This window comes from Mixta sp. BE291 (assembly GCF_031457955.1).
GTDB lineage: Bacteria > Pseudomonadota > Gammaproteobacteria > Enterobacterales > Enterobacteriaceae > Mixta.
Genome location: NZ_JAVDXN010000001.1, coordinates 276,976 through 298,146 on the forward strand (window position 1 = coordinate 276,976; position 21,171 = coordinate 298,146).

General features: G+C 53.9%; 24 protein-coding genes and 2 tRNA genes. 13 read left to right on the plus strand and 13 right to left on the minus strand.

What is annotated here, in order from left to right:
- Nucleotides 1–6 precede the first annotated feature (6 nt).
- A complete protein-coding gene (mgsA, locus tag J2X14_RS01175) occupies nucleotides 7–465 on the minus strand; it encodes a methylglyoxal synthase (protein WP_352409396.1) in 459 nt (152 codons plus the stop codon).
- Nucleotides 466–538: 73 nt separating this feature from the next.
- Nucleotides 539–1,189 carry a DUF2057 family protein gene (locus J2X14_RS01180; protein ID WP_352409397.1) on the minus strand — a complete coding sequence of 217 codons (651 nt, stop codon included), beginning with the start codon at nucleotides 1,187–1,189 and terminating at the stop codon, nucleotides 539–541.
- Nucleotides 1,190–1,378: 189 nt separating this feature from the next.
- Between J2X14_RS01180 and J2X14_RS01185 the strand changes: the two genes are divergently transcribed.
- Nucleotides 1,379–1,804 carry a CoA-binding protein gene (locus J2X14_RS01185; RefSeq protein ID WP_352409398.1) on the plus strand — a complete coding sequence of 142 codons (426 nt, stop codon included), beginning with the start codon at nucleotides 1,379–1,381 and terminating at the stop codon, nucleotides 1,802–1,804.
- 46 nt (nucleotides 1,805–1,850) lie between these two features.
- On the opposite strand, the gene hspQ is transcribed toward J2X14_RS01185, so the two are convergent.
- A complete protein-coding gene (gene hspQ, locus J2X14_RS01190; protein WP_352409399.1) occupies nucleotides 1,851–2,168 on the minus strand; it encodes a heat shock protein HspQ in 318 nt (105 codons plus the stop codon).
- Nucleotides 2,169–2,228: 60 nt separating this feature from the next.
- On the minus strand, nucleotides 2,229–3,419 hold the full coding sequence (gene rlmI, locus J2X14_RS01195) for a 23S rRNA (cytosine(1962)-C(5))-methyltransferase RlmI (RefSeq protein ID WP_352409400.1): 1,191 nt from the start codon (nucleotides 3,417–3,419) through the stop codon (nucleotides 2,229–2,231).
- Nucleotides 3,420–3,508: 89 nt separating this feature from the next.
- Between rlmI and yccX the strand changes: the two genes are divergently transcribed.
- Nucleotides 3,509–3,787: an acylphosphatase gene (gene yccX, locus J2X14_RS01200; RefSeq protein ID WP_352409401.1), complete on the plus strand. Its 279-nt coding sequence runs from the start codon at nucleotides 3,509–3,511 to the stop codon at nucleotides 3,785–3,787.
- Nucleotides 3,788–3,874: 87 nt separating this feature from the next.
- Here the strand turns inward: yccX and tusE are convergent, their stop codons facing one another.
- Together tusE and yccA are read right to left on the minus strand one after the other, a co-directional pair.
- Nucleotides 3,875–4,201, minus strand: coding sequence for a sulfurtransferase TusE (gene tusE / locus J2X14_RS01205; protein ID WP_352409402.1), 327 nt, complete (start codon nucleotides 4,199–4,201; stop codon nucleotides 3,875–3,877).
- Nucleotides 4,202–4,321: 120 nt separating this feature from the next.
- Nucleotides 4,322–4,981 carry an FtsH protease modulator YccA gene (yccA, locus tag J2X14_RS01210; RefSeq protein WP_352409403.1) on the minus strand — a complete coding sequence of 220 codons (660 nt, stop codon included), beginning with the start codon at nucleotides 4,979–4,981 and terminating at the stop codon, nucleotides 4,322–4,324.
- 219 nt (nucleotides 4,982–5,200) lie between these two features.
- Between yccA and J2X14_RS01215 the strand changes: the two genes are divergently transcribed.
- Together J2X14_RS01215 and J2X14_RS01220 are read left to right on the plus strand one after the other, a co-directional pair.
- Nucleotides 5,201–5,288, plus strand: a tRNA-Ser gene (locus J2X14_RS01215).
- A gap of 201 nt (nucleotides 5,289–5,489) precedes the next feature.
- Nucleotides 5,490–5,577 (plus strand) — tRNA-Ser (locus J2X14_RS01220).
- An 89-nt stretch (nucleotides 5,578–5,666) separates the two neighbouring features.
- Here the strand turns inward: J2X14_RS01220 and J2X14_RS01225 are convergent.
- On the minus strand, nucleotides 5,667–5,792 hold the full coding sequence (locus J2X14_RS01225) for a hypothetical protein (protein WP_352409404.1): 126 nt from the start codon (nucleotides 5,790–5,792) through the stop codon (nucleotides 5,667–5,669).
- Nucleotides 5,793–5,984: 192 nt separating this feature from the next.
- On the opposite strand from J2X14_RS01225, the gene agp reads away from it, so the two are divergent.
- The gene (gene agp / locus J2X14_RS01230) at nucleotides 5,985–7,700 is read left to right on the plus strand and encodes a bifunctional glucose-1-phosphatase/inositol phosphatase (RefSeq protein ID WP_352409405.1); all 1,716 of its coding nucleotides are present in this window, start codon (nucleotides 5,985–5,987) and stop codon (nucleotides 7,698–7,700) included.
- A gap of 61 nt (nucleotides 7,701–7,761) precedes the next feature.
- On the opposite strand, the gene J2X14_RS01235 is transcribed toward agp, so the two are convergent.
- The 3 genes from J2X14_RS01235 to wrbA form a co-directional block, all read right to left on the minus strand.
- Complete coding sequence (locus J2X14_RS01235) at nucleotides 7,762–9,138, minus strand: NAD-dependent succinate-semialdehyde dehydrogenase (RefSeq protein ID WP_352409406.1); 1,377 nt, start codon at nucleotides 9,136–9,138, stop codon at nucleotides 7,762–7,764.
- Nucleotides 9,139–9,201: 63 nt separating this feature from the next.
- On the minus strand, nucleotides 9,202–9,432 hold the full coding sequence (locus J2X14_RS01240; RefSeq protein WP_352409407.1) for a YccJ family protein: 231 nt from the start codon (nucleotides 9,430–9,432) through the stop codon (nucleotides 9,202–9,204).
- Nucleotides 9,433–9,456: 24 nt separating this feature from the next.
- On the minus strand, nucleotides 9,457–10,056 hold the full coding sequence (gene wrbA, locus J2X14_RS01245) for an NAD(P)H:quinone oxidoreductase (protein ID WP_352409408.1): 600 nt from the start codon (nucleotides 10,054–10,056) through the stop codon (nucleotides 9,457–9,459).
- Nucleotides 10,057–10,343: 287 nt separating this feature from the next.
- Between wrbA and J2X14_RS01250 the strand changes: the two genes are divergently transcribed.
- From J2X14_RS01250 to J2X14_RS01260, 3 genes are all read left to right on the plus strand, one after another.
- Nucleotides 10,344–11,252, plus strand: a complete 909-nt coding sequence (locus J2X14_RS01250) for a DMT family transporter (protein WP_352409409.1) — start codon at nucleotides 10,344–10,346, stop codon at nucleotides 11,250–11,252.
- Between the two features lie 102 nt (nucleotides 11,253–11,354).
- Nucleotides 11,355–11,984, plus strand: a complete 630-nt coding sequence (gene rutR / locus J2X14_RS01255; RefSeq protein ID WP_352409410.1) for an HTH-type transcriptional regulator RutR — start codon at nucleotides 11,355–11,357, stop codon at nucleotides 11,982–11,984.
- 80 nt (nucleotides 11,985–12,064) lie between these two features.
- A complete protein-coding gene (locus J2X14_RS01260) occupies nucleotides 12,065–13,030 on the plus strand; it encodes a metal-dependent hydrolase (RefSeq protein ID WP_352409411.1) in 966 nt (321 codons plus the stop codon).
- Nucleotides 13,031–13,104: 74 nt separating this feature from the next.
- Here the strand turns inward: J2X14_RS01260 and cycA are convergent, their stop codons facing one another.
- Nucleotides 13,105–14,505, minus strand: coding sequence for a D-serine/D-alanine/glycine transporter (gene cycA / locus J2X14_RS01265; protein WP_352409412.1), 1,401 nt, complete (start codon nucleotides 14,503–14,505; stop codon nucleotides 13,105–13,107).
- 296 nt (nucleotides 14,506–14,801) lie between these two features.
- Between cycA and J2X14_RS01270 the strand changes: the two genes are divergently transcribed.
- The 3 genes from J2X14_RS01270 (at nucleotide 14,802) to J2X14_RS01280 (ending at nucleotide 17,565) form a co-directional block, all read left to right on the plus strand.
- Nucleotides 14,802–15,500, plus strand: a complete 699-nt coding sequence (locus tag J2X14_RS01270) for an extensin-like domain-containing protein (protein WP_352409413.1) — start codon at nucleotides 14,802–14,804, stop codon at nucleotides 15,498–15,500.
- A gap of 598 nt (nucleotides 15,501–16,098) precedes the next feature.
- Nucleotides 16,099–16,821, plus strand: coding sequence for an autoinducer binding domain-containing protein (locus J2X14_RS01275; protein ID WP_352409414.1), 723 nt, complete (start codon nucleotides 16,099–16,101; stop codon nucleotides 16,819–16,821).
- A 129-nt stretch (nucleotides 16,822–16,950) separates the two neighbouring features.
- Nucleotides 16,951–17,565, plus strand: a complete 615-nt coding sequence (locus J2X14_RS01280) for an acyl-homoserine-lactone synthase (protein WP_352410107.1) — start codon at nucleotides 16,951–16,953, stop codon at nucleotides 17,563–17,565.
- Here J2X14_RS01280 and J2X14_RS01285 read toward each other — a convergent pair.
- Complete coding sequence (locus tag J2X14_RS01285; protein WP_352409415.1) at nucleotides 17,562–17,897, minus strand: GlpM family protein; 336 nt, start codon at nucleotides 17,895–17,897, stop codon at nucleotides 17,562–17,564. The genes J2X14_RS01280 and J2X14_RS01285 overlap by 4 nt on opposite strands.
- A 67-nt stretch (nucleotides 17,898–17,964) precedes the next feature.
- Entirely contained in the window at nucleotides 17,965–18,189 is a 225-nt protein-coding gene (locus J2X14_RS01290; protein ID WP_352409416.1) for a DUF2594 family protein, read from the minus strand.
- Nucleotides 18,190–18,671: 482 nt separating this feature from the next.
- On the opposite strand from J2X14_RS01290, the gene uvrY reads away from it, so the two are divergent.
- Both uvrY and uvrC read left to right on the plus strand, forming a co-directional pair.
- Nucleotides 18,672–19,331: a UvrY/SirA/GacA family response regulator transcription factor gene (gene uvrY, locus J2X14_RS01295; protein WP_352409417.1), complete on the plus strand. Its 660-nt coding sequence runs from the start codon at nucleotides 18,672–18,674 to the stop codon at nucleotides 19,329–19,331.
- Nucleotides 19,324–21,156: an excinuclease ABC subunit UvrC gene (uvrC, locus tag J2X14_RS01300; protein WP_352409418.1), complete on the plus strand. Its 1,833-nt coding sequence runs from the start codon at nucleotides 19,324–19,326 to the stop codon at nucleotides 21,154–21,156. The genes uvrY and uvrC overlap by 8 nt, the downstream gene beginning before the upstream one ends.
- Nucleotides 21,157–21,171: the final 15 nt, after the last annotated feature.

A 21,171-nucleotide genomic window follows, 5' to 3' on the forward strand; every position in this document is an offset into this window, starting at 1 on the left:
AGGCGCTTATTTAAGGCGCGTCTGCAAGTAGTTTTGATAGTCGGGGATAGTAATGTTCACCGCCTGATTAAACAACGGTGACTTGATCAGAAAGTCAGCGGTGGAGCGGTTGGTCGCCGTAGGAATATTCCAGACGGTAGCAAGGCGCAGCAGCGCTTTTACGTCCGGGTCGTGCGGCACGGCGTTCAGCGGATCCCAAAAGAAGATCAACAGATCGATTTTCCCTTCGGCGATCAGTGCGCCTACCTGCTGATCGCCGCCCATTGGGCCGCTCAGCATGGCATTCACTTCAAGACCGGTCGCGCGCTGAATCAAATTGCCGGTGGTGCCGGTGGCATAAAGCGTGTGAGCATCCAGCAGCGCCTTGTGCTGGCTGACCCACTCCAGCAGCGCGGTTTTGCAGTGATCGTGTGCCACCAGGGCAATGGTTTTGGCTTCGGGAAGAATACGGCTGGTCTGCTCCATTGATGCATCCTGTTGAGAATAAGGTGAAAATAAGGAAACAAACCTCAAGTCTACTGCCGCAGGGCAGTAAACATCAACTCGGCCGTAGCGCTTTCATCCAGCTGACCAGCCGCTGACGCGTGGCGCTGTCTACCTGATGAAACCACAGCTGTAACAGCCGCTCGCCGGGCGTATTCGCGCCAACCACATCCACCGGAAATTTATCTTTTTGCAGGGTTAACGGCGGTTGCTGAGCAAAGCGGGGAACCGAGGCCGCCTGGCCGTTACGGTTATAAGTGATTAACGCCTTTTCCAGATCGGTTTGTTGTCCATTCGGCAGCGGAAGACGATCGCGACGGCTTGCAACCTTCTGGCCTTTCTCATCCACCAAAGTAAACGCGTTGTTTTTATCGAACTGGCGACGATCGCGCGGGCTGTCCAGCACGGGCAGCTGAATAGAAATCGATTTGGCGCTGGTAACAAAGGTGACGATCAGCGGGGCGGAGGTATAGCTACGCCGGGTGTTGCCATGAGAAGTATCGAGGGCTTTTTCAACGCGGAACAACAGCTGATGCTCCCCATTATCCAGCTCCAGTCCATCAGCGCCCTTCAGCAGCGAGCCTGAAATTTTGCGTCCGTCCAGTACCAGCAGATCGATATTGGGATCGAGCCTGAGCGTAGTCGCGTAACAGGATGTCGCGAACAGCAGCGCAAACATACCTGAACAGATCAAACGCAGCGTCATTATTTCTCCAGAAGGCGCACGGGAATCCCGGCTGTGAATGTATCAAATTCTTACATTATGGCAGTGTGTTAACATTTTAACATATTATTCTGTGCTCTGAATCGCTAAATGCAAGGATGACAGGCAGCTGTTCATTCCTGAACCAGAAATCGCTTAAAATGGGTCAATTCATTGCATCAGGAGTAACTTATGAACGATCAAATGATTGCCGATGTCTTGCGCACTACCCGTACCATTGCGTTAGTGGGTGCCAGCGATAAGCCGACGCGCGCCAGCTATGGCGTTATGGCCTGGCTGTTGCAACAGGGTTACCACGTGATTCCGGTTAGCCCAAAACTGGCGGGCCAAACGCTGCTGGGGCAAAAAGTCTACGCCTCGCTGGCGGATATTCCTGAAACGGTAGATATGGTGGATGTGTTCCGTAATTCCGAAGCGGCATGGGGCGTGGCGCAGGAAGCGATTGCCATTGGCGCGAAAACGCTCTGGCTACAGCAGGGCGTCATCAATGAACAGGCGGCGGTGCTGGCTGGCGAAGCAGGGCTTAACGTGGTGATGGATCGCTGTCCGAAAATCGAGATTCCCCGGTTGGGATTATTGAAAAACCAGGCGCACTGAGGCGGAGCGGAAAAAAGATAAGATGCCTGGCGTGCCAGGCATTGAATTAGTGACGTAAACGGGGAGACAACAGCTGTTGACGAACCGACTCCGCCAGTTCATCCATTGACGGCTGTTCGGGATGGACGCTTTGCGCTTCCCCGGCAAGCTGCGCTTCGGCCAGATAGGTATGAAGCGGCTCACCGTCATCGTCTTCAGTGACAACATGATACCAGGGCGCAGTGCGTAACGTCTCATTTGCGCCAACATCATCAATATCAGGGTCGTCTAACGAATATTCGGGATCGACATCAACCACCACGCCCAGAAAACCGAGCATTTTATGACGCACCTGTTGACCAATTCCAAATTTACTGGCAATCATCAATACCTCCTGACAAACATCGCCTTTGACCAATATGGGGGCAAAGGCATCGTTTTCAAGTTACAGCACGCGGCAGGCAAATCCTTTCAAATAAAGACCTTCAGGATAACTGGTTATCACCGGGTGATCGGCAGCCTGACGGAACTGTTCTATAAATTGTACATCACGATGCGCATCAACGGCGGCGTCAGCGATGATTTTCTGAAAGAGATCGTTCGCCATCAGGCCGGAGCAAGAGAAGGTCAGTAATATGCCGCCCGGATTCAGCAGCTGCATCGCCAGCATATTGATATCTTTATAGCCGCGGCAGGCGCCCGCCAGCTGGTTTTTATTCTCAACAAACTTCGGCGGATCCATCACGATAAGATCGAATTTCTCGCCCTGGTCGCGGTAGCTGCGCAGTAGCTTGAACACATCATCCCGCAGGAACTGCGCCTTGCCCACATCCAGCCCGTTCAGTTCAACGTTCTGGCGCGCCACATCCAGTGCCGCCTGCGAGGTATCTACGCTGATAACTTCACGGCAGCCGCCAAGAAGAGCGGAAACCGCGAAGCCGCCGGTATAGGAGAAACAGTTCAGCACGCGTTTATCCTGCGCGTAGCGGCGCGTGGCGAAGCGGCTATCACGCTGGTCAAGATAGTAACCGGTTTTGTGGCCGGTACGAATATCCACCAGCAGCTTCATGCCATGTTCGCTAATTGGCAGCAGGTCGGGCGGCAGCTCACCGCTAACCGGACCCTGAGCCAGCTCCAGACCCTCTTTCTTACGCACCGCCACATCAGAGCGATCGTAGATGCTGCAGTCGGGATAGCACTGCTGCAGGGCGGAAATAATCGCCGGGCGCTGATATTCCGCACCCGCGGAAAGCAGCTGCAACACCAGAAACGTGCCAAAGCGATCGATCGTCACCCCTGGCATGCCATCAGATTCACCGGCGATTAAACGGTAGCTATCCAGACCGTCGCGCAGCGCCAGCCAGTCACGCAGCTGCTGGGCCGCCTGCAGGCGACGGACAAAAAAGGCGATATCGACAGATTCCTCCTGCTGCCAGCTCCAGACGCGCGCGCGAATTTGCGAATCGGGCGAAAAGGCGGCGCGGGCCAGCCATTTACCCTGGCTGTCACAGACGTCAATGGTTTCACCACGCTGGGCTTTCCCTTCCATACGCGCAACGGCGCCGGAGAAGATCCAGGGATGACGACGGAGCAGGGACTTTTCACGTCCCTTAGCGAGAATCAATCGAACGGTCATATTTTGCTATGCTTACCAACGGAAAATGAGGCGACATTGTCCGGTGGTTACCGGCAAAATGCAATCAGCGCACATCAGGGGAGGGCGCAATGACCCAACAATGTATTAAAGCCTGGGTACATGGACAGGTGCAGGGCGTAGGATTCCGCTACAGCACGCAGATGCAGGCGCAGCAGCTTGGACTAACCGGCTACGCGCGCAATCTTGATGATGGCAGCGTGGAAGTGCTGGCCTGCGGCGAGAGCGAGGGCGTGGAACAGCTGGTGGCCTGGCTAAAGGCGGGCGGGCCGCGTAGCGCGCGCGTCGATCGCGTGTTAACCGAGCCGCATCAGCCCGGCGAGCTACCGCAGCGCTTTACCAGCGGCTGATTCAGCACCGGCTGCGCCTGGCGCTTATAAACATTTAACCGATTTAGGCTTAGCGCTTATAAATATTTAACCGGCTTAGGCTTAGCCTCACAAACATTTAACCGGCTTGGGCAGGCCCGCTATTTTAGTGGCCTGTTTTGCCGGGCCATCCGGGAACAGACGAAACAGATAGCGGCTGTTGCCTTTTTCCTCGCCGAATTTCTGCGCCATGGCTTTGACCAGCATTCTTACTGCCGGTGACGTGTTGTAGGTCAGATAAAACTCGCGCACAAAATGCACCACTTCCCAGTGCGCTTCGCTCATTGTAATCGACTCTTCCGCAGCGATATGCTGCGCCAACGCCTCGCTCCAGTCCGCAGAATTCAGCAGATAGCCCTGCGCGTCACGCGTAATTTCTTTACCTTCAAACAGCACGATATGGCCTCACTTAATTAACCGTCGGCTATATTAGCAAACTTAACCGCGGCAAAAAATAAGGCCCCGCCGGTGGGCGAGGCCTTTGCAAAGCATCAACAGCAAAAGAGGGCAGGATGCTTAGTTATTACGTGAAAAACCAAGAATGCTCAGCAGGCTGATAAAAATGTTGTACAGCGAGACATAGAGGCTAATGGTGGCGCGAATATAGTTGGTTTCACCGCCGTGAATAATATTGCTGGTTTCCCACAGGATCGCCCCGGTAGAAAACAGAATAAACAGGGCGCTGATCGCCAGCTGCAGCGCAGGCAGCTGCAGGAACAGGTTAGCCACCACCGCAACCAGCAGCACCACAAAACCCGCCATCATCATGCCGCCAAGGAAAGACATATCCTTACGCGTTGTCAGCACATAGGCCGAGCAGCAGAAGAACACCAGCGCGGTGCCGCCCAGCGCCAACGCGATAGCATCGCCCATGCCTGCCGCCAGGAACGAGTTGAGAATCGGCCCCAGGCTATAACCCAGGAAACCGGTAAAGGCGAAGGCCGCCACAATACCGGCCGGGCTGTTTGCCAGGCGATAGGTCAGGAACATCAAACCATAAAAGCCTACCAGCATCAGAATCAGGCCCGGCGCAGGCAGGTTCAGCAAGGTGCTGGCCGTGGCGGTAGCGGCAGAAAAGGCCAACGTCAGGCCCAGCAGGAAATAGGTATTACGTAAAACTTTATGCGTGCTCAGCAATGATGCGCCAGCACCCGAGCGGGAAACGATACGATCCATAATGCACCTCATACAGGGGTCACAATCCTGGCACAGAGCATACGAAGCACAAGGGAAAGGGAAAAGGCGTTTTACCCTTCTTTACGCGTGAAGCCGCTGTTTTTGTGAGCCAAATGGCGATTATGCCAGCAAAAAGCGGCGAGTTGGCTGTTTTTCAGGCGAACAGCAGGCCAGGCTCTTTACATCGTGCTAAGGGCTGTTTATAGTTCGCCTCATTGCGGAGGGGTGGCCGAGCGGCTTAAGGCAGCGGTCTTGAAAACCGCCGATGGGAAACCATCCGAGAGTTCGAATCTCTCCTCCTCCGCCACTAAATTCAGAACGGGTCAGCAGCAATGCTGGCCCGTTTTCGTTTGCGCCGCAAGCGCATTTGCTGATGTTTTCATCGCGACGCTGCGAAAATAATCAGTCAGATCTTTTTTGCATAAAAGGGGCTTGCGCAAGCAGAATCAAGCCGTTAGACTTCGTCGCACAATATGACACGTCGCAACGTCGTTGTGGATTGTCTTGCGGAGGGGTGGCCGAGTGGCTTAAGGCAGCGGTCTTGAAAACCGCCGATGGGAAACCATCCGAGAGTTCGAATCTCTCCTCCTCCGCCAAATTTTAAGAGCCAGCACAGCGTGCTGGCTTTTTTTATGTCTGTTAAACCCTGGTCATGGTTTTCGCGCGCGCTTTGGGCCAGGGGCGTTTATGGTGTCGCCGTCCGCGCGCCTTGCTTCTTCTCCACGCCATAGGGCAAACGCCTCAGCGTTGCCTCTTTTCTGGTTAGCCCGTCAACGTCCGCCACGACAAACAGCGGCGCGTTAGTAAACATCTCGTTACTTTTCAATTAGCTATTCAGATTAAAGCGCAGTGTCGCACGTCTGCTATAGTCCTGATACGATATAAAGCCTGCTTCCGCAGCCGTAATTCAAGGCTTCGGGCGGCATGGGATACCCATTATTGGCGCTGATGCCCTGCGGTCAGCAGTCAGCCAGTCACCATTGGATCGAATGGAACAGTAACAATGATCAAAAAACTCAGTCTTTGCGCATTGTCGGTTATTGCGGCGTTACCCTTAGGATTTTCCGCCCATGCTGCTGATGGCGATCTGCAACTTCAGCAGGTTTTAATGCTTAGTCGTCATAACCTGCGGGCACCGCTGGCTGATAACGGCAGTGTGCTGGGGCAGGCGACGAAAAAAGCCTGGCCGCAATGGGACGTGCCGGGCGGCGAGCTGACGATAAAAGGCGGCGTGCTGGAAGTATATATGGGGCGCTATACGCGGGAATGGCTGGCGCAGCAGGGGCTGATTAAAAACGATGCCTGTCCTGCGCCCAATGAGGTGTTTGCCTACGCCAACAGCCTGCAGCGTACCGTCGCGACGGCGCAATATTTTGTCACCGGTGCCTTTCCTGGCTGCGACGTTACCGTAACGCATCAGGATGAAATGGGCAGCATGGATCCCATCTTCAATCCCGTTATCACGAACGACAGCGACGAGTTTAACAAGCGAGCGCTGGCCGCGTTGAATGCGCAGGGTGAAAAGTTGAGCCTTAAGCCTGCTTTCCAGCGGCTGGAAAAAATTGTCGATTATAAAAACTCCCCAGCCTGCAACGGCAAAAAGCAGTGCACGCTCAGCAGCGATAACCAAAACAAATTCAGTGCGGAAAATGGCAAAGAGCCGAATGTAGCCGGTCCGCTGAAAGTGGGTAATTCGCTGGTAGATGCCTTTACGCTGCAATATTACCAGGGTTTCCCGCTGGATCAGGTCGCCTGGGGACAGATTAAAACCCCTGAGCAGTGGCAGGAGCTGGCAGCGATCAAGAACGGTTATCAGGATGCGCTGTTTACCTCGCCGGAGATCGCTCGTGAAGTAGCTGCCCCGCTGATTGATTATATTCGCAGCCAGCTGGTGGATCAGGATAAAGCTTCCGCGCCGAAGGTGACGCTGATGGTAGGGCATGATTCCAATATCGCCTCGCTGCTGACGGCGCTGGATACCAAAGCCTATACGCTGCCCGGCCAGTATGAGAAAACGCCAATTGGCGGCCAGGTGGTTTTCGAGCGCTGGCACGATGCGAAAGCAGATAAAGATCTGGTAAAAATTGAGTATGTTTACCAGACGGCCGATCAGCTGCGCGACGCCGAAACCCTCAGCCTGAAAAATCCGCCTAAGCGCGTGACGCTGCAACTAAACGGCTGCCAGACGGATGCTAACGGCTTCTGTTCATGGGAGCAGTTTAGCAATGCGTTGAATGCTGCTTTGCAGGGCACTGCGCTGCAACCGGCCGCCGTAGCTCAACCGGCAGCTGCCAACGCGCCAGCCGCTGCGGCAAAAGCGGCGGCTGATAAGCCCGCGACCGCGACGAAACCTGCCGCCGATAAGCCCGCAACGGACAAAGCCGCAGCGGATAAGCCGGTGAGCAAAGCAGACGCCGACAATAAAGCCCAGCAGGCAAACGCGGCGGCAGCAAAAGCGCAGGCCGATGCTGACAAAGCGCAAGCTGCGGCAGCCAAAGCGAAAGCGGATGCCGAGCAGGCGGCAAAAGAGAAAGCGGCAAGTGAAAAGGCCGCAGCGGATGCACAGCCAAAGGCCGAGCCGAAAGCAGCTGACGATCAGGCGCAGCCAAAAGCTGAGCCAAAAGCAGCTGATACCCAGGCCCAGACACAAGCTGAAGCAAAAGCGGCTGATGACCAGCCACAGCAGCCGTCAGCAAAACCCGCGGAAGCGGCTAACTGATTGCCCGCAGCCCATAAAAAAGGGAGCCTCAGGCTCCCTTTTTATTTATGCGGTTGTCCGCTTACTGCCCGGACACCACCACCAGTTTCTGGTTCACAAACTCTTTGATACCTAAATCAGACAGCTCACGTCCATAACCCGAACGCTTAACGCCGCCGAAAGGCAGTTCTGCGGCGGTATCGCTGGCAGAGTTGATAAACACCATGCCGGTTTCGATACGCGAAGCCATGCGTTTACCGCGGGCGATATCACCGGTAAACACCGCGCCGCCCAGGCCATAATGGGAATCATTGGCCAGTTTTACCGCCTCGTCATCATTCTCTACCACGTAAACCTGCGCCACCGGGCCGAAAAACTCGGTGAAATAAGCCGGATTATCGCGCGTAATATTGGTCAGAATCGTGGGCTGATAGAAACAGCCGGGGCCGGATACCGCCTCGCCGCCATAATGCAGCGTCGCACCTTTAGCGAGCGCCTCTTTAACCTGTTCAACCAGCGTATCGCGCGCACTGGCGGAGGAGAGCGGGCCCAGCGTGGTGCTTTCATCCAGCGGATCGCCGATTTTCGCCGCTTTAAACGCCTCGGTAAACTTCTCCAGGAAGCGGTCGGCAACGCTGCGCTGCACGATAAAACGTTTCGCGGCGGTACAAACCTGACCGGCATTGCTCAAACGCGCCTGCACGCCTTGCTTGACGGCCTCTTCCAGGTCGCAATCATCCAGCACCACGAAGACATCATTGCCGCCCAGTTCCAGCGTGGTCTTCTTCAAATATTTTCCCGCCTGCTGCGCGACGGCGCTACCGGCGCGCTCTGAACCGGTGAGAGCGGCACCCTGAACGCGGTCGTCGGCAATCAGCTCAGCGACTTTATCGCTGGAGATAAACAGATTGGTCCAGGCGCCTTTCGGTGCGCCCGCTTCCAGCACCAGCTGTTCGAAGATGCTGGCGCAATGCGGGACAATCGCCGCATGTTTAGCCAGTACCGGGTTGCCGGCCGCCAGGTTTGGCGCCAGCACGCGCATCAGCTGATAGTAAGGGAAGTTCCACGGTTCGACGGCCATCAGCACGCCAACGGGATGATGCTCAACCCAGGCTTCGCCCAGGTCGGTAGGATAGGGCACCGGTTGTAAAAATTTTTCAGCATGTTCGGCATAATAGCGCGCAATCTGTGCGCAAATTTGCACTTCGCCACGGCTCTGCTTCAGCAGCTTACCCATTTCAAGGCTGGCGATTTTCGCTAACTCATCGGCGCGGCTGTCAATCAGATCCGCCAGCTTATGCAGCACCTGGATGCGTGGCTGAATATCACCTTTTGACCAGCTTGACTGATAAAGCTGCGCGGCGGTTTCCAGCGCTTTTTCAACATCGTCGTCGCTGTGCGCAGGCCAGGTTTTAATCACTTCATTGGTTGCGGGGTTAACGGACTGGTAAGTTGACATAGGAGGCTCCTTGCGCGGAATAAAAAAGGGCGGGAAGCTCCCGCCCACAAAAATAGGGGCAGACTAGACGTTTTTACGTTCAACCACTACGTCATCCCAGGTCAGGACATCTGCATCGGTTTTATCGAAGGCGCGGAACAGCACGTCATCGTTACCTTGCTGGCGCCAGATCTCTTCCGCCAGTTTTTCATCGTAATTTGCTACTTCAAAAATTGCCTCAGCAATCTCAGGTGAGGTATGGCGCAGGCTTGCCCATTCGCCAACATGGTGTTCTTTAGATTGTTGCGTTGCCATAATGTTCTCCTGTGTTGATTGAGACTATCCGTTGAGTTTTACCGCCAGCTGGGCGACATGTTCGCCCTGGAAGCGGGCAATCGTAAGCTCGTCTGGGGTTGGCTGGCGGGAGCCATCGCCGCCAGCATAGGTCGATGCACCGTAAGGGGTGCCGCCGCGTACCTGGCTGATATCAAACATCTCTTTGGTACCGTAGCCGATAGGCACCAGCACCATGCCGTGATGCGCCAGCGTGGTCCAGGTTGAGGTAATGGTCTGCTCCTGGCCGCCGCCGGTGCCGGTCGAAGTAAATACGCTGGCCAGCTTGCCGTAGAGCGCGCCAGAAGCCCACAGGCCGCCGGTGCGATCGAGGAAGGTGCGCATCTGACCAGACATATTGCCGAAGCGGGTAGGGGTGCCGAACAAAATGGCGTCGTACTGGGGCAGTTCATCCGGCGTGGCTTCCGGCGCGTCCTGTTGCGTTTTACCACCAACCTGAGCAAAGCGCTCAGCATCCATGGTTTCCGGAACGCGCTTAACGGTTACTTCTGCGCCGCCAACGCGGCGTGCGCCTTCGGCAACGGCCTGCGCCATGGTTTCAACGTGCCCATACATGGAATAGTACAGCACCAAAATTTTTGCCATTGTTCAGCTCCCTGTTGAATATTGTCGATCTTTACGGCGTTAGCCGGACGCGATTACTTCTTCGGCGTGGCAGGCGTTTTATCGCCTGACTCCGGCGCCTGTTTTGGATCGTCTTTGCTCTGCTGGGATTGTTTCTGGGTCATAACCTTCTCCTGTAGCAATGAAAGATAACATCAGTAACAGAGTATAGAAGATGTCAGCGAGCTTGCCTGGAACCCATCGTTGCCATTGACCCGCAGCGGTGAGATCAGCACACTGGCAGCCTTTACGTTAAGGAACAGAGAAATATGTCGGGCCGGTTAGCGCGCTACAAATGGACGCTTACGTTGCAGGAAGGGATCCTGATTTTTATTACCATGGTTTGGGGCGGCACCTTCATGGTGGTACACCATGCCATGACCATGAGCGGCCCGTTCTTTTTTGTCGGCGTGCGTTTTGCTACCGCCGCGCTGCTGTTAACGCTGGTGTCATGGCGTTCGCTGGGCGGTTTCACGCGCCGTGAACTGCTGTCGGGCTTATGGATTGGCATTGCCATTGCCTGCGGCTATGGCTTGCAAACCTGGGGGATGCAAACCATTTCCGGCAGCCAGTCGGCCTTTATTACCGCGCTCTACGTGCCGCTGGTGCCGCTGTTGCAGTGGGCCTTTTTGGGCAAAATGCCAGGCATCATGTCCTGGTGCGGCGTGGTGCTGGCGTTTGGTGGGCTGCTGCTGGTGGCAGGGCCGGAAAGCGGTGGTTTGGCCTTTAGCCCTGGCGAAATCGCCACGCTGCTCAGTACGCTGGCGATTGCAGCGGAAATCATTCTGATCAGCGCCTGCGCAGGGAAAGTGGACATTCGCCGCGTGACAATTATTCAGCTGGCGGTGGCCTCGCTGTGCTCTTTTCTGCTGATGCCGCCCAACGGGGAAAGCGTACCCACGCTGTCGCCTTATCTTTTGGGCAGCGCGTTCGGGCTGGGTCTGGCGAGCGCCTTGATTCAGGTCACCATGAACTGGGCGCAGCGCAGCGTTTCCCCTACGCGTGCGACGGTCATTTACGCCGGTGAGCCGGTTTGGGCGGGGGTATTCGGGCGTATCGCCGGAGAGCGCTTGCCTGGCGCGGCGCTGTTAGGCGGCGCGTTGATTGTGCTCGGGGTGCTGGTAAGCGAATTTAAGCTGAAAAGAGCAACCAGAAAACAACCGGCGGTAGAAAAGTAAAGGCTGGCGCAAAGCAGGACTTTCTTATCAATTCAATGCGTAACCTGGCCGGTCAGCTGCGAGAGGCGGTGCGGGCGGCTCAGGGAAAAGGATCGGACACCCGTGGTAAATAAGGCACCAACACGTCGCTCGCAGGCAGCCGCCGCCAAACGTTCAGCCATTCTGGGCGCGGCGCTGGAATATTTCTCGCAGTTTGGCATGCATGGCACCCGCCTCGATAAAGTGGCCGAGCGCGCTGGCGTGTCGAAAACCAACCTGCTCTACTATTTTCCCTCCAAAGAAGCGCTCTATGTTGCGGTGCTGAAAGATATCCTTGATGTATGGCTGGCGCCGTTACGGGCGCTGCGCGAAGATCAGGATCCGCTGGCGGCAATCCGGCACTATATCCAGCTGAAAATGGAAGTGTCGCGCGACCATCCGCAGGCATCACGGCTGTTCTGCCTGGAAATGCTGCAAGGCGCGCCGCTGTTAAAAGCGGAGCTGGAAGGCGACCTGAAAGCGCTGATTGATGATAAATCGCGGGTAATTGAAAATTGGGTAAGGCAAAAACGGCTGGCGTCGGTAGAGCCGCAACATCTGGTGTTTATGCTGTGGGCCACCACGCAACACTACGCGGATTTTGCCGTACAGGTTGAGGCAATTACCGGCCAGACGCTGAATGATGCGGTTTTTTTTAATCAGGCGCTGGCTAACGTGCAACAGATGGTGATTGAAGCCATTCGCGTGCGTTAAGGCGTGATTAAAAAACTTTACCCTCAGCGAAGCGGAATTGCGCCAGACTTATAGCCTCACGTGGCAATGCAGGAGCAAGCATGGATTCCGTTTCCCAACTGGTTTTGGGCGCCTCGGTAAGCATGGCGGTAATGGGGCGCAAAGCGCCGCTGTGGAAGTCGGCGCTGGTTGGCGCATTTTGCGGCACCTTGCCCGATCTCGATGTGTTTGTCGATCACGGCGATGCGATCGGCAATATGACGCTGCATCGCACCGAAAGCCATGCGCTGGTCTGGTTAACGCTGGTTTCACCGCTGTTGGCCTGGCTGATTGCCGGCGCGATCAAACAGCGCTTTCAGTGGGCCAGCTGGTGGCCTGCGGTCTGGCTGGCGTTAATTACTCATCCGCTGCTTGATCTGATGACGGTATATGGCACGCAATTAGGTCTGCCTTTTACCGATTACCCCTGGGCGATCGGCAGCATCTTTATTATCGATCCGCTTTATACGCTGCCGCTGGTGATTTGTCTGATTGTGGCGCTGTGGCGACGCGAGCCGCGCTGGAACAGGATCGGTCTGGCGATCAGTTCCGCTTATCTACTGTGGAGCATGGCGATACAGGGTATTGCGCTGTATCAGGTCGCGCCGCAGGTGACGCACCAGCTGGGCGCGAAGCCTCATCTACTGGTGACCCCTACCGCGCTCAATACGCTGGTCTGGCGCGTGGTTGCCGTCACGCCTGAGCGTTACTACGAAGGGTACTGGTCGCTGCTGTCGCCGAACCGTCCGCTACAGCTTAGCGCACACGATCGCGGCGCACCGCTGTATCAGCAGCTGAAAGGGGATCACTACGTCGAGCGCGTTGCCTGGTTTAGCCACGGCTTTTTTGCCCTGCAGCAGCGCGACGGGAGGCTGCTTATCAGCGATTTACGTATGGGCGAAGCGCCAGACTTTACCTTTACATTTGATCTGGGCAGCCCGCAGGCGCGGGAGCCTCACCCTTCACGGCTGGATTCACCACGGCCTTCCTTGTCGCAGATGTGGCAACAGTTTCGCCAGCGCCTGTAATAACAAAGGGGCGAACGCGCGTTCGCCCCTGAGATAATCACCTCGCCAGAGCCAGCGTGGCCCGTGACTAACGTTTAGCGCGCCGCCGCCTTACGGCTACGCAACCACCAGCCGAGGCCCAGCATAGCAAACCACAGCGGCGTTACCATCAGCGCCTGACGCGTATCTTCCTGCAGTGTCAGCAGCACAATAACAAACACGAAGAAAGCCATACAAACCCAGCACATCAGCTTGCCCAGCGGCATTTTGAACTGCGACTGCTGATGGCGCTGCGGATACTTTTTACGGTAGGCGAGATAAGAGCAGAGGATAATGCTCCAGACAAACATAAACAGGATGGCTGAAACGGTGGTAACCATGGTAAACACGGTCATAACGTTCGGGATCAGATAAATCAGCGCCACGCCCACCAGCAGGCAGAGGCAAGAGAAGAGCAGCCCGGCCGTCGGAACCGCGCGCGCGGAAAGACGACCAAAAGCGCGATGCGCTACGCCCTGTTCCGCCAGGCCATACAGCATGCGGCTGGTAGAGAAGATACCGCTGTTAGCCGAAGAAGCGGCCGAGGTTAATACCACAAAGTTAACGATGCTGGCCGCTGCGGGCAGGCCAATCAGCATAAACATCTCAACAAACGGACTGCGATCCGCCACCACATGGTTCCACGGCGTAACCGCCATAATCACCATCAGCGCCAGCACATAAAACATGATCACGCGTAGCGGAATGGCATTAATCGCCCGCGGCAGCACCTTATGCGGGTCGTGCGTTTCGGCGGCGGCGGTGCCCACCAGTTCAATCCCCACGAAAGCGAACACGGCGATCTGAAAACCGGCAAAGAAGCCGCTTAGCCCTTTCGGGAACATGCCGCCTTCATTCCAGATGTTGGACAGCGAAGCCGTGCCGCCGCCGGGGGAAGGATAGTGCATCGCGACCAGAACAATGCCGGTAACAATTAACGCCACGATCGCCACGATTTTGATAATGGCAAACCAGAACTCCAGCTCGCCAAACAGCTTGACCGTCACGATATTCAGCGCAAGGAAAACCACCACGCAGAGCAGGGCGCTCATCCAGATGGAAAAGTCCGGGAACCAGAGCTGAAAATAGGAACTGATGGCGACAACGTCGGCTATGCCCGTCACCACCCAGCAAAACCAGTAAGTCCAACCGGTAAAATAACCCGCCCACGGACCAAGCAGATCGGCGGCGAAATCGCTGAAAGATTTATATTCCAGATTGGAGAGCAGCAGCTCGCCCATGGCACGCATAACAAAGAACAACATAAAACCGATGATCATATAAACAAAAATGATCGACGGGCCTGCCAGACTGATGGTCTTACCGGAGCCCATAAACAGGCCGGTGCCGATGGCACCCCCGATCGCTATCAGCTGAATATGACGGTTATGTAGACTGCGCCGGAGCTTATCCGGATTTTCTGCATTTTGCAGCGTATCTTTGGTTTCATCTGTCATGGAGTGGTTCCTGTCTGTGATGTCGTACGGCTCTGCTGGCCGATATTTATCAGGCTTACCGGCAGGTAAGTTGGCATAAGATAGTGTAATTAACAGAATATCAGCTAATGATTTTTGCCAATCCTACAGGATTAAACGGCTTAAGTTGGCATCATTTATTTACAAACCGCGAGAAGGCGCAACTTTTATCCAGCATCGCCGCAAAAAGCCGCAGTACAGGCAATTTTCCCTGTAAAGATCGCCCTACGGACTACAATTATTGGCAAGCGTAGCGGGTGACGGGAGGGGCGATACGGGTGAAAACCATGGCGGTAATGCTGATCATTATATTGATCGGGCTGGCAAGCGTGCCCTGGCTACAGCGCCATTTGCCATCGCACTGGAATCCTTTTACGCCGTTGCAGGTTACCGATGCGCCAGGTCCCATTACCCGTTATAAGCTTCAGCGTCTTCGGCATGATCCTGCGGCCTGCCTGGCAGTGCTACAGCGCGCGCGTGCAGCGGGGTTCGTCAGCTTTACGCAACCGGCCGCCGTCACCGGCGCCTGCCCGCTGGAGAAACCTATTCGTATTCAGCGATTTGGCGACGTGACGTTAAGCAGTAGCTTTCTGGCCAGTTGTCCGCTGGCGGTAAGCAGCACCATGTTTGTGATTCAGGCGAATCAGCTGGCTGAAAACAGCCCGCTTAAATCACCGCTGAGGCGTATTGAGCATGTTGGCAGCTACGCCTGTCGCAACATCTATCATCGCGCGCAGGGCAGATTAAGTGAACATGCCACCGCCGATGCATGGGATGTCACGGCCTTTCGATTAGCAAAAGGGACGCGGATCGGTGTCGGTCGTGACTGGCACAAAACAAGTGAGGAATCGACATTACTGCATCAGTGGTTTAACAGCAGCTGCGCATGGTTTGGCAATTCACTGGGGCCTGATTATAACGCCGCTCACGCCAGCCATTTTCATTTAGGAATGCGGGGTTACACGCTTTGCCGCTAATTCACGTCGCGCCTGTTACCCAACAAATTTACCGCCCCGCAGGACAGCGCGAAATAGCGTAAAACAGGTAAGCAAAATTTAATGAAAATTAATGCGGGTTTTCTGAAGTATTATTCGCTATGAACTAACAAAGCCGTTAGCAAGCAATTGTTTTTCACCACGATAACCGTGCTAACAATCAGCTTCTGTTATCGGTTTTGCTATAATATTTCAGTGATGGAATAGCATCGCGGCCTTTTTTTTTCGGAGAAAATTTATTGATCGTTTACGACCCTTGCGGAACGATGCGGCTGGAATTGCAAGGGGATTGAATAATTTTAAGAAAAATCTTATTCTTAATCGGCGGCGATGCTATCTTTGGCCTTTAAAAAATTGATTAATATAACTTTACTAAATTATAAGGGTTAACGCGACGACGGCTTCGGCAATTAGATTACGATTTCTTAACGGAGCGTAAATGTGGCGCCGGGCCTACCAGAGGGTATGCAGGCAATATAATTAAAAGAATTTTTTCGAGAGCATTTAATTTTTTGTTACATCGGTGGCAGTTTGACTTAAACCATGGCGCGAGCAGGCTTCGCGTACCGGTGAGGCTTTAATGACGTTCGATGATTACTTCGCCTGGCGCAAGGAGGTCGAGGCACGCTTTCATTTACTAAATAACACTAAAGAGTTAACGAATACATTACAGCAGCAGATAGAAGCGCTGGGGCTAGAGCAGTTTGCTTTACTTATCCGCCATCCGTTGCCTTTTACGCGCCCTAAAACGTTTCTTTTCTCTACTTATCCAAAGAGTTGGCTAAAGCGATATGAGAACGAAAATTATTATGCTGTCGATCCTATTCTTCAGATTTGCCAACTGCCGGGAAAATTTATACTGTGGCAAGATGCCGTTTCCGACCGGAATGAAATATTCTGGCAGGAGGCAAAACAGCATGGGTTGGTTTCAGGTGTATCTTGTTCATTAATGGCGCTTAATCGGGCGATTGGAATATTGTCGGCGTCTTCTAAAAAGGCGGCGAATATGCTGACATTACTGCCGGAACAACAATTAAGACTACAGTATCTATTGGATCTGTCATTGCAAACTTTACAGCGTTTAGACGATGTCGCAATGCGCATTTTGGATATAACCTTAAGCCAGCGTGAACTGGAAATATTAAAATGGACGGCAGAAGGAAAAACGGCGGTAGAAATCTCACTGATCCTGGCTATCTCGCCCTATACGGTAAATTTTCATCAAAAGAATTTGCAAAAGCGGTTTAACGCCACAAATAAAACGCAGGTGGCCAGCTACGCAGCGGCGATGGGTTTATTGTGAGCGTTAACGCAACTACTAAATTTAGTAGTTTCATATGGTTAACCAGTTGTCTACCCTGCGGCCTGGGTATCAGCTGGGCTAACGCCGTACGATTACGGCTTAAACGAGGGAGTGCGACAGGGGAATATGATGAAGATTATCCAAACCCAGCTAAAGGATATGCCATCCTCGTTATTGGCGGAACTGGGTAGTTATCGCTATAGCGTATTTGCACGCGGCGAAGGGTGGTCAATACCTTCCCGGCTCAGTACGCCGGGCCAGGAGTATGATCGCTTTGACCGTTCTGATGTCACCTGGCTTCTTGCCTGGGATGCGCGCAGGGGGATTTGTGGCTGCGCGCGTTTGATGCAGTGGCAGGAGCCGGGCAACGTTGAAGGCATCAGCGTGCCGTTCGATCGTAAAGAAGCAGTATGGGAAATGTCTCGCTTTTCAGCGCGGCTGGATGTGGACGCGGAGCTACCGTTAACCATTCTTTGGCATGCGGTTCAGTTGGCTGAGCTCTCTGGCATCGACTATTTAGTCAGCGCCGCAACGCCAATGCTGGAGCAGATGTTCGAGCAGCACAAGGTAACCTTTGAACCCTTAACACCGGGCCTGATTCAGTCCGAAGATAACCTTTTCGCCGTTAAGATTCCGGTTAAACAGCCTGAGCTGGCGGAAAAATATCGCGGCGCGCGGCGCTTTAGCCCGGAAGAGGTGCTGCCTTCGTTGGGCGTTTCCATTAACTGGCAATCGGGACGTTAATGCCAGCGCGTCCATAAGATAATCAGTAACCACGCGGCCAGAACCCAGCACAGCACGGCGCTGGCCAGCGCAAAAGGCAGCCGCATGACGCCGATGAAAAACCATAACGAAAGTAAATAGAAGAAATAGGGCAGAATGGCCCACATGCCAAAAATAAGCGTGGTGCGTAACGCCTCCACGCCTTTTTCAGTTGCGACCAGATAATGCGCTATCAGCGCAAAGGTTGGGAACAGCGGCAACAGGCCTGCGATATAGTAATTCTTACTCTTTGCCAGAATCCCAATCGCCACCACAACCAGCGCGCCAATTAGCGCTTTCAGCAACAGACCCATTGTTCACTCCGTGTTCAAACCGCTAACATGCGTGAGTAACGGCGTAAAATCAATGGGTTTGACAGCGTTAGCGGCGGTAGGCGGCTTTAATTTGACCAATGGTGTCAGAGAAGGTTTCAGCCTGCTGAGGATCGTCTAACTGGGCAATCAGTCGTTCCATATTGATAATCACTTTACCGGCATCCGCCTGGCCCATTCCCTTCAGCATCATGGTGACCATCGCTTTTAAACAGGCCACTTCATTTGCCAGCTTTTCGGTTTCCTGCGAAGTGTTAAAATCGTTATAGCCCATAGCTTCTCCTTGATAAAACGATACAAACATTTGAACAGCGGGTTAAATCAGCAATAGCAGGAAAGTATAACATAAATTATGAGACTGTTTTCTCAGTTAACGCCGGATAGCCAGGAATAAACTGCCGCCGGGAACGGCAGCGTAAAAATAAACAAACGGGTCTATTAAAAATGGCGTAAAAACCGCTTATGCACGTTATTTCAGCAGTCGCTAAACAGAGAGCTATTTAATTTAACCCGTTGTATATAAACACTTTTAGATTTTTATCTAATTTTTGTTTATTTTTTAACGGATTTAACGGGTTATTATCGCCGGGCGGGAATTAGTCCGGTTGCTGGCTAAATAACAGCTGCCGCAGCCAACAATGCGCCACGCCTAAAAAAACGCTGAATTATGTTCAAACCCGCCCCGAAAGAGAGTAACATTAGGCCGGTTAATTAACGTGTCGCCTATAAACATCACCATTCCGGAGAAATCCTCTTTTGATCAGCATTCTTCTTGTGGATGACCACGAACTGGTACGCGCAGGGATCCGCCGCATACTGGAAGATATCAAAGGTATACAGGTAACCGGCGAAGCATGCTGCGGCGAGGATGCGGTGAAGTGGTGTCGAACCAATCAGGTCGATGTGATCCTGATGGATATGAACATGCCAGGTATTGGCGGCCTGGAGGCGACGCGTAAAATCGTGCGTTTTAATCCCGATGCTAAAATCATTATGCTGACTATCCATACGGAAAATCCGCTACCGGCGAAAGTGATGCAGGCTGGCGCATCGGGTTACCTGAGTAAAGGCGCCGCGCCGCAGGAAGTGATCAGCGCGATTCGCTCGGTTCATGCGGGCCAGCGTTACATCGCCTCTGATATCGCTCAGCAGATGGCGCTGAGCCAAATCGAGCCGGAAAAGGGAGAATCTCCCTTTAGCTGTTTGTCGGAACGGGAATTGCAGATTATGCTGATGATTACCAAAGGGCAGAAAGTCACAGATATTTCTGAACAGCTTAATCTGAGCCCGAAAACCGTTAACAGCTACCGCTATCGTATGTTTAGTAAACTGAATATAAATGGTGACGTAGAGTTAACGCATCTGGCCATCCGGCATGGCCTGTTTAATGCGGAGTCGTTGATCAGTAGTGAGTGAAGTTTTTGATGCCCCATCCTTTCTGAAAACCGTCACCAGCCAGCCGGGCGTTTACCGGATGTATGACAGTGGCGGTACGGTTATCTACGTTGGTAAAGCGAAAGATCTGAAAAAGCGCCTCAGCAGCTATTTCCGCAGCAACCTTGCCAGCCGTAAAACCGAAGCGCTCGTGACCAATATCGCGCATATTGATGTCACCGTTACCCATACCGAAACGGAAGCGCTGCTGCTTGAACATAACTACATCAAGCTCTATCAGCCGCGCTACAACGTGCTGCTGCGCGACGATAAATCTTATCCTTATATCTTTCTAAGCGGCGATCCCCATCCACGGCTGGCGATCCATCGTGGCGCTAAACACGCCAAAGGCGAATATTTCGGCCCGTTCCCGAATGGCTATGCGGTGCGTGAAACCCTGGCGCTGCTGCAAAAAATATTCCCGATACGGCAGTGTGAAAACAGTGTTTATCGCAACCGCTCGCGTCCCTGTCTGCAATATCAGATTGGTCGCTGTCTGGGGCCGTGCGTCGCCGGGCTGGTCAGCGAAGAGGAATATGCTCAGCAAACGGATTATGTGCGGCTGTTTCTCGCCGGTAAGGATGATCAGGTGCTGAATATGTTGGTGAGCCGCATGGAGCAGGCCAGTCAGGGGCTGCGCTTTGAAGAGGCGGCGCGCCTGCGTGACCAAATCCAGGCGGTGCGCCGGGTTACCGAAAAGCAGTTTGTCTCTAATCAGGGCGATGACCTTGATGTAATTGGCGTCTCGTATGATGCCGGTATGGCCTGTTTGCACGTGCTGTTTATTCGTCAGGGCAAGGTATTAGGCAGCCGCAGCTATTTCCCGAAAATTCCAGGCGGCACCGAGCTGGCGGAAGTAGTGCAAACTTTTGTCGGACAATTCTATTTGCAGGGCAGCGAAGCGCGCACCTTGCCGGGTGAAATCCTGCTTGATTTTAATCTGCCGGAGCGCGAGCTGTTAGCGGACTCCCTGAGCGATTTGGCGGGCCGTCGCATTCATATTCAGAGCAAGCCGCGCGGCGATCGCGCTCGTTACCTGAAACTGGCGCGTACCAATGCCGCCACGGCGCTGGTAACCAAACTCACGCAGCAATCAACCATTCATCAGCGGCTGTCGGCGCTGGCGGAGGTGCTTAAGCTGCCGCGCATCAACCGCATGGAATGTTTCGATATCAGTCATACCATGGGCGAGCAAACCATCGCTTCCTGTGTGGTATTTGACAGTAATGGCCCGGTGCGGGCGGAATATCGCCGTTATAACATCAACGGCATCACGCCGGGCGATGACTATGCAGCGATGAACCAGGTGCTGCGGCGGCGTTACGGTAAAGAGCTGGAAGCGGAAAAGGTGCCAGACGTCATTTTAATTGACGGCGGTAAAGGGCAGCTTGGGCAGGCGAAGCAGGTGTTTGCCGAACTGGACGTGGGCTGGGATAAACAGCATCCGCTTTTATTGGGCGTGGCGAAGGGCAGCGATCGTAAAGCCGGGCTGGAAACGTTGTTTTTAGAGCCGGAAGGCGAGGGCTTCTCGTTACCGCCTGATTCACCGGCGCTGCATGTTATTCAGCATATTCGTGATGATTCGCATAATCACGCCATTACCGGGCATCGTAATAAGCGGGCAAAGGTCAAAAATACCAGCGCGCTGGAAAGTATCGAAGGCGTAGGCCCTAAACGGCGTCAGCAGCTGTTAAAATATATGGGCGGTTTGCAGCCATTGATGAACGCCTCGGTAGAGGAAATTGCCAAAGTGCCAGGCATTTCTCACGCCCTGGCGGAGAAAATCTTTTACTCGTTAAAACACTAGCATTGAATCCCTGGT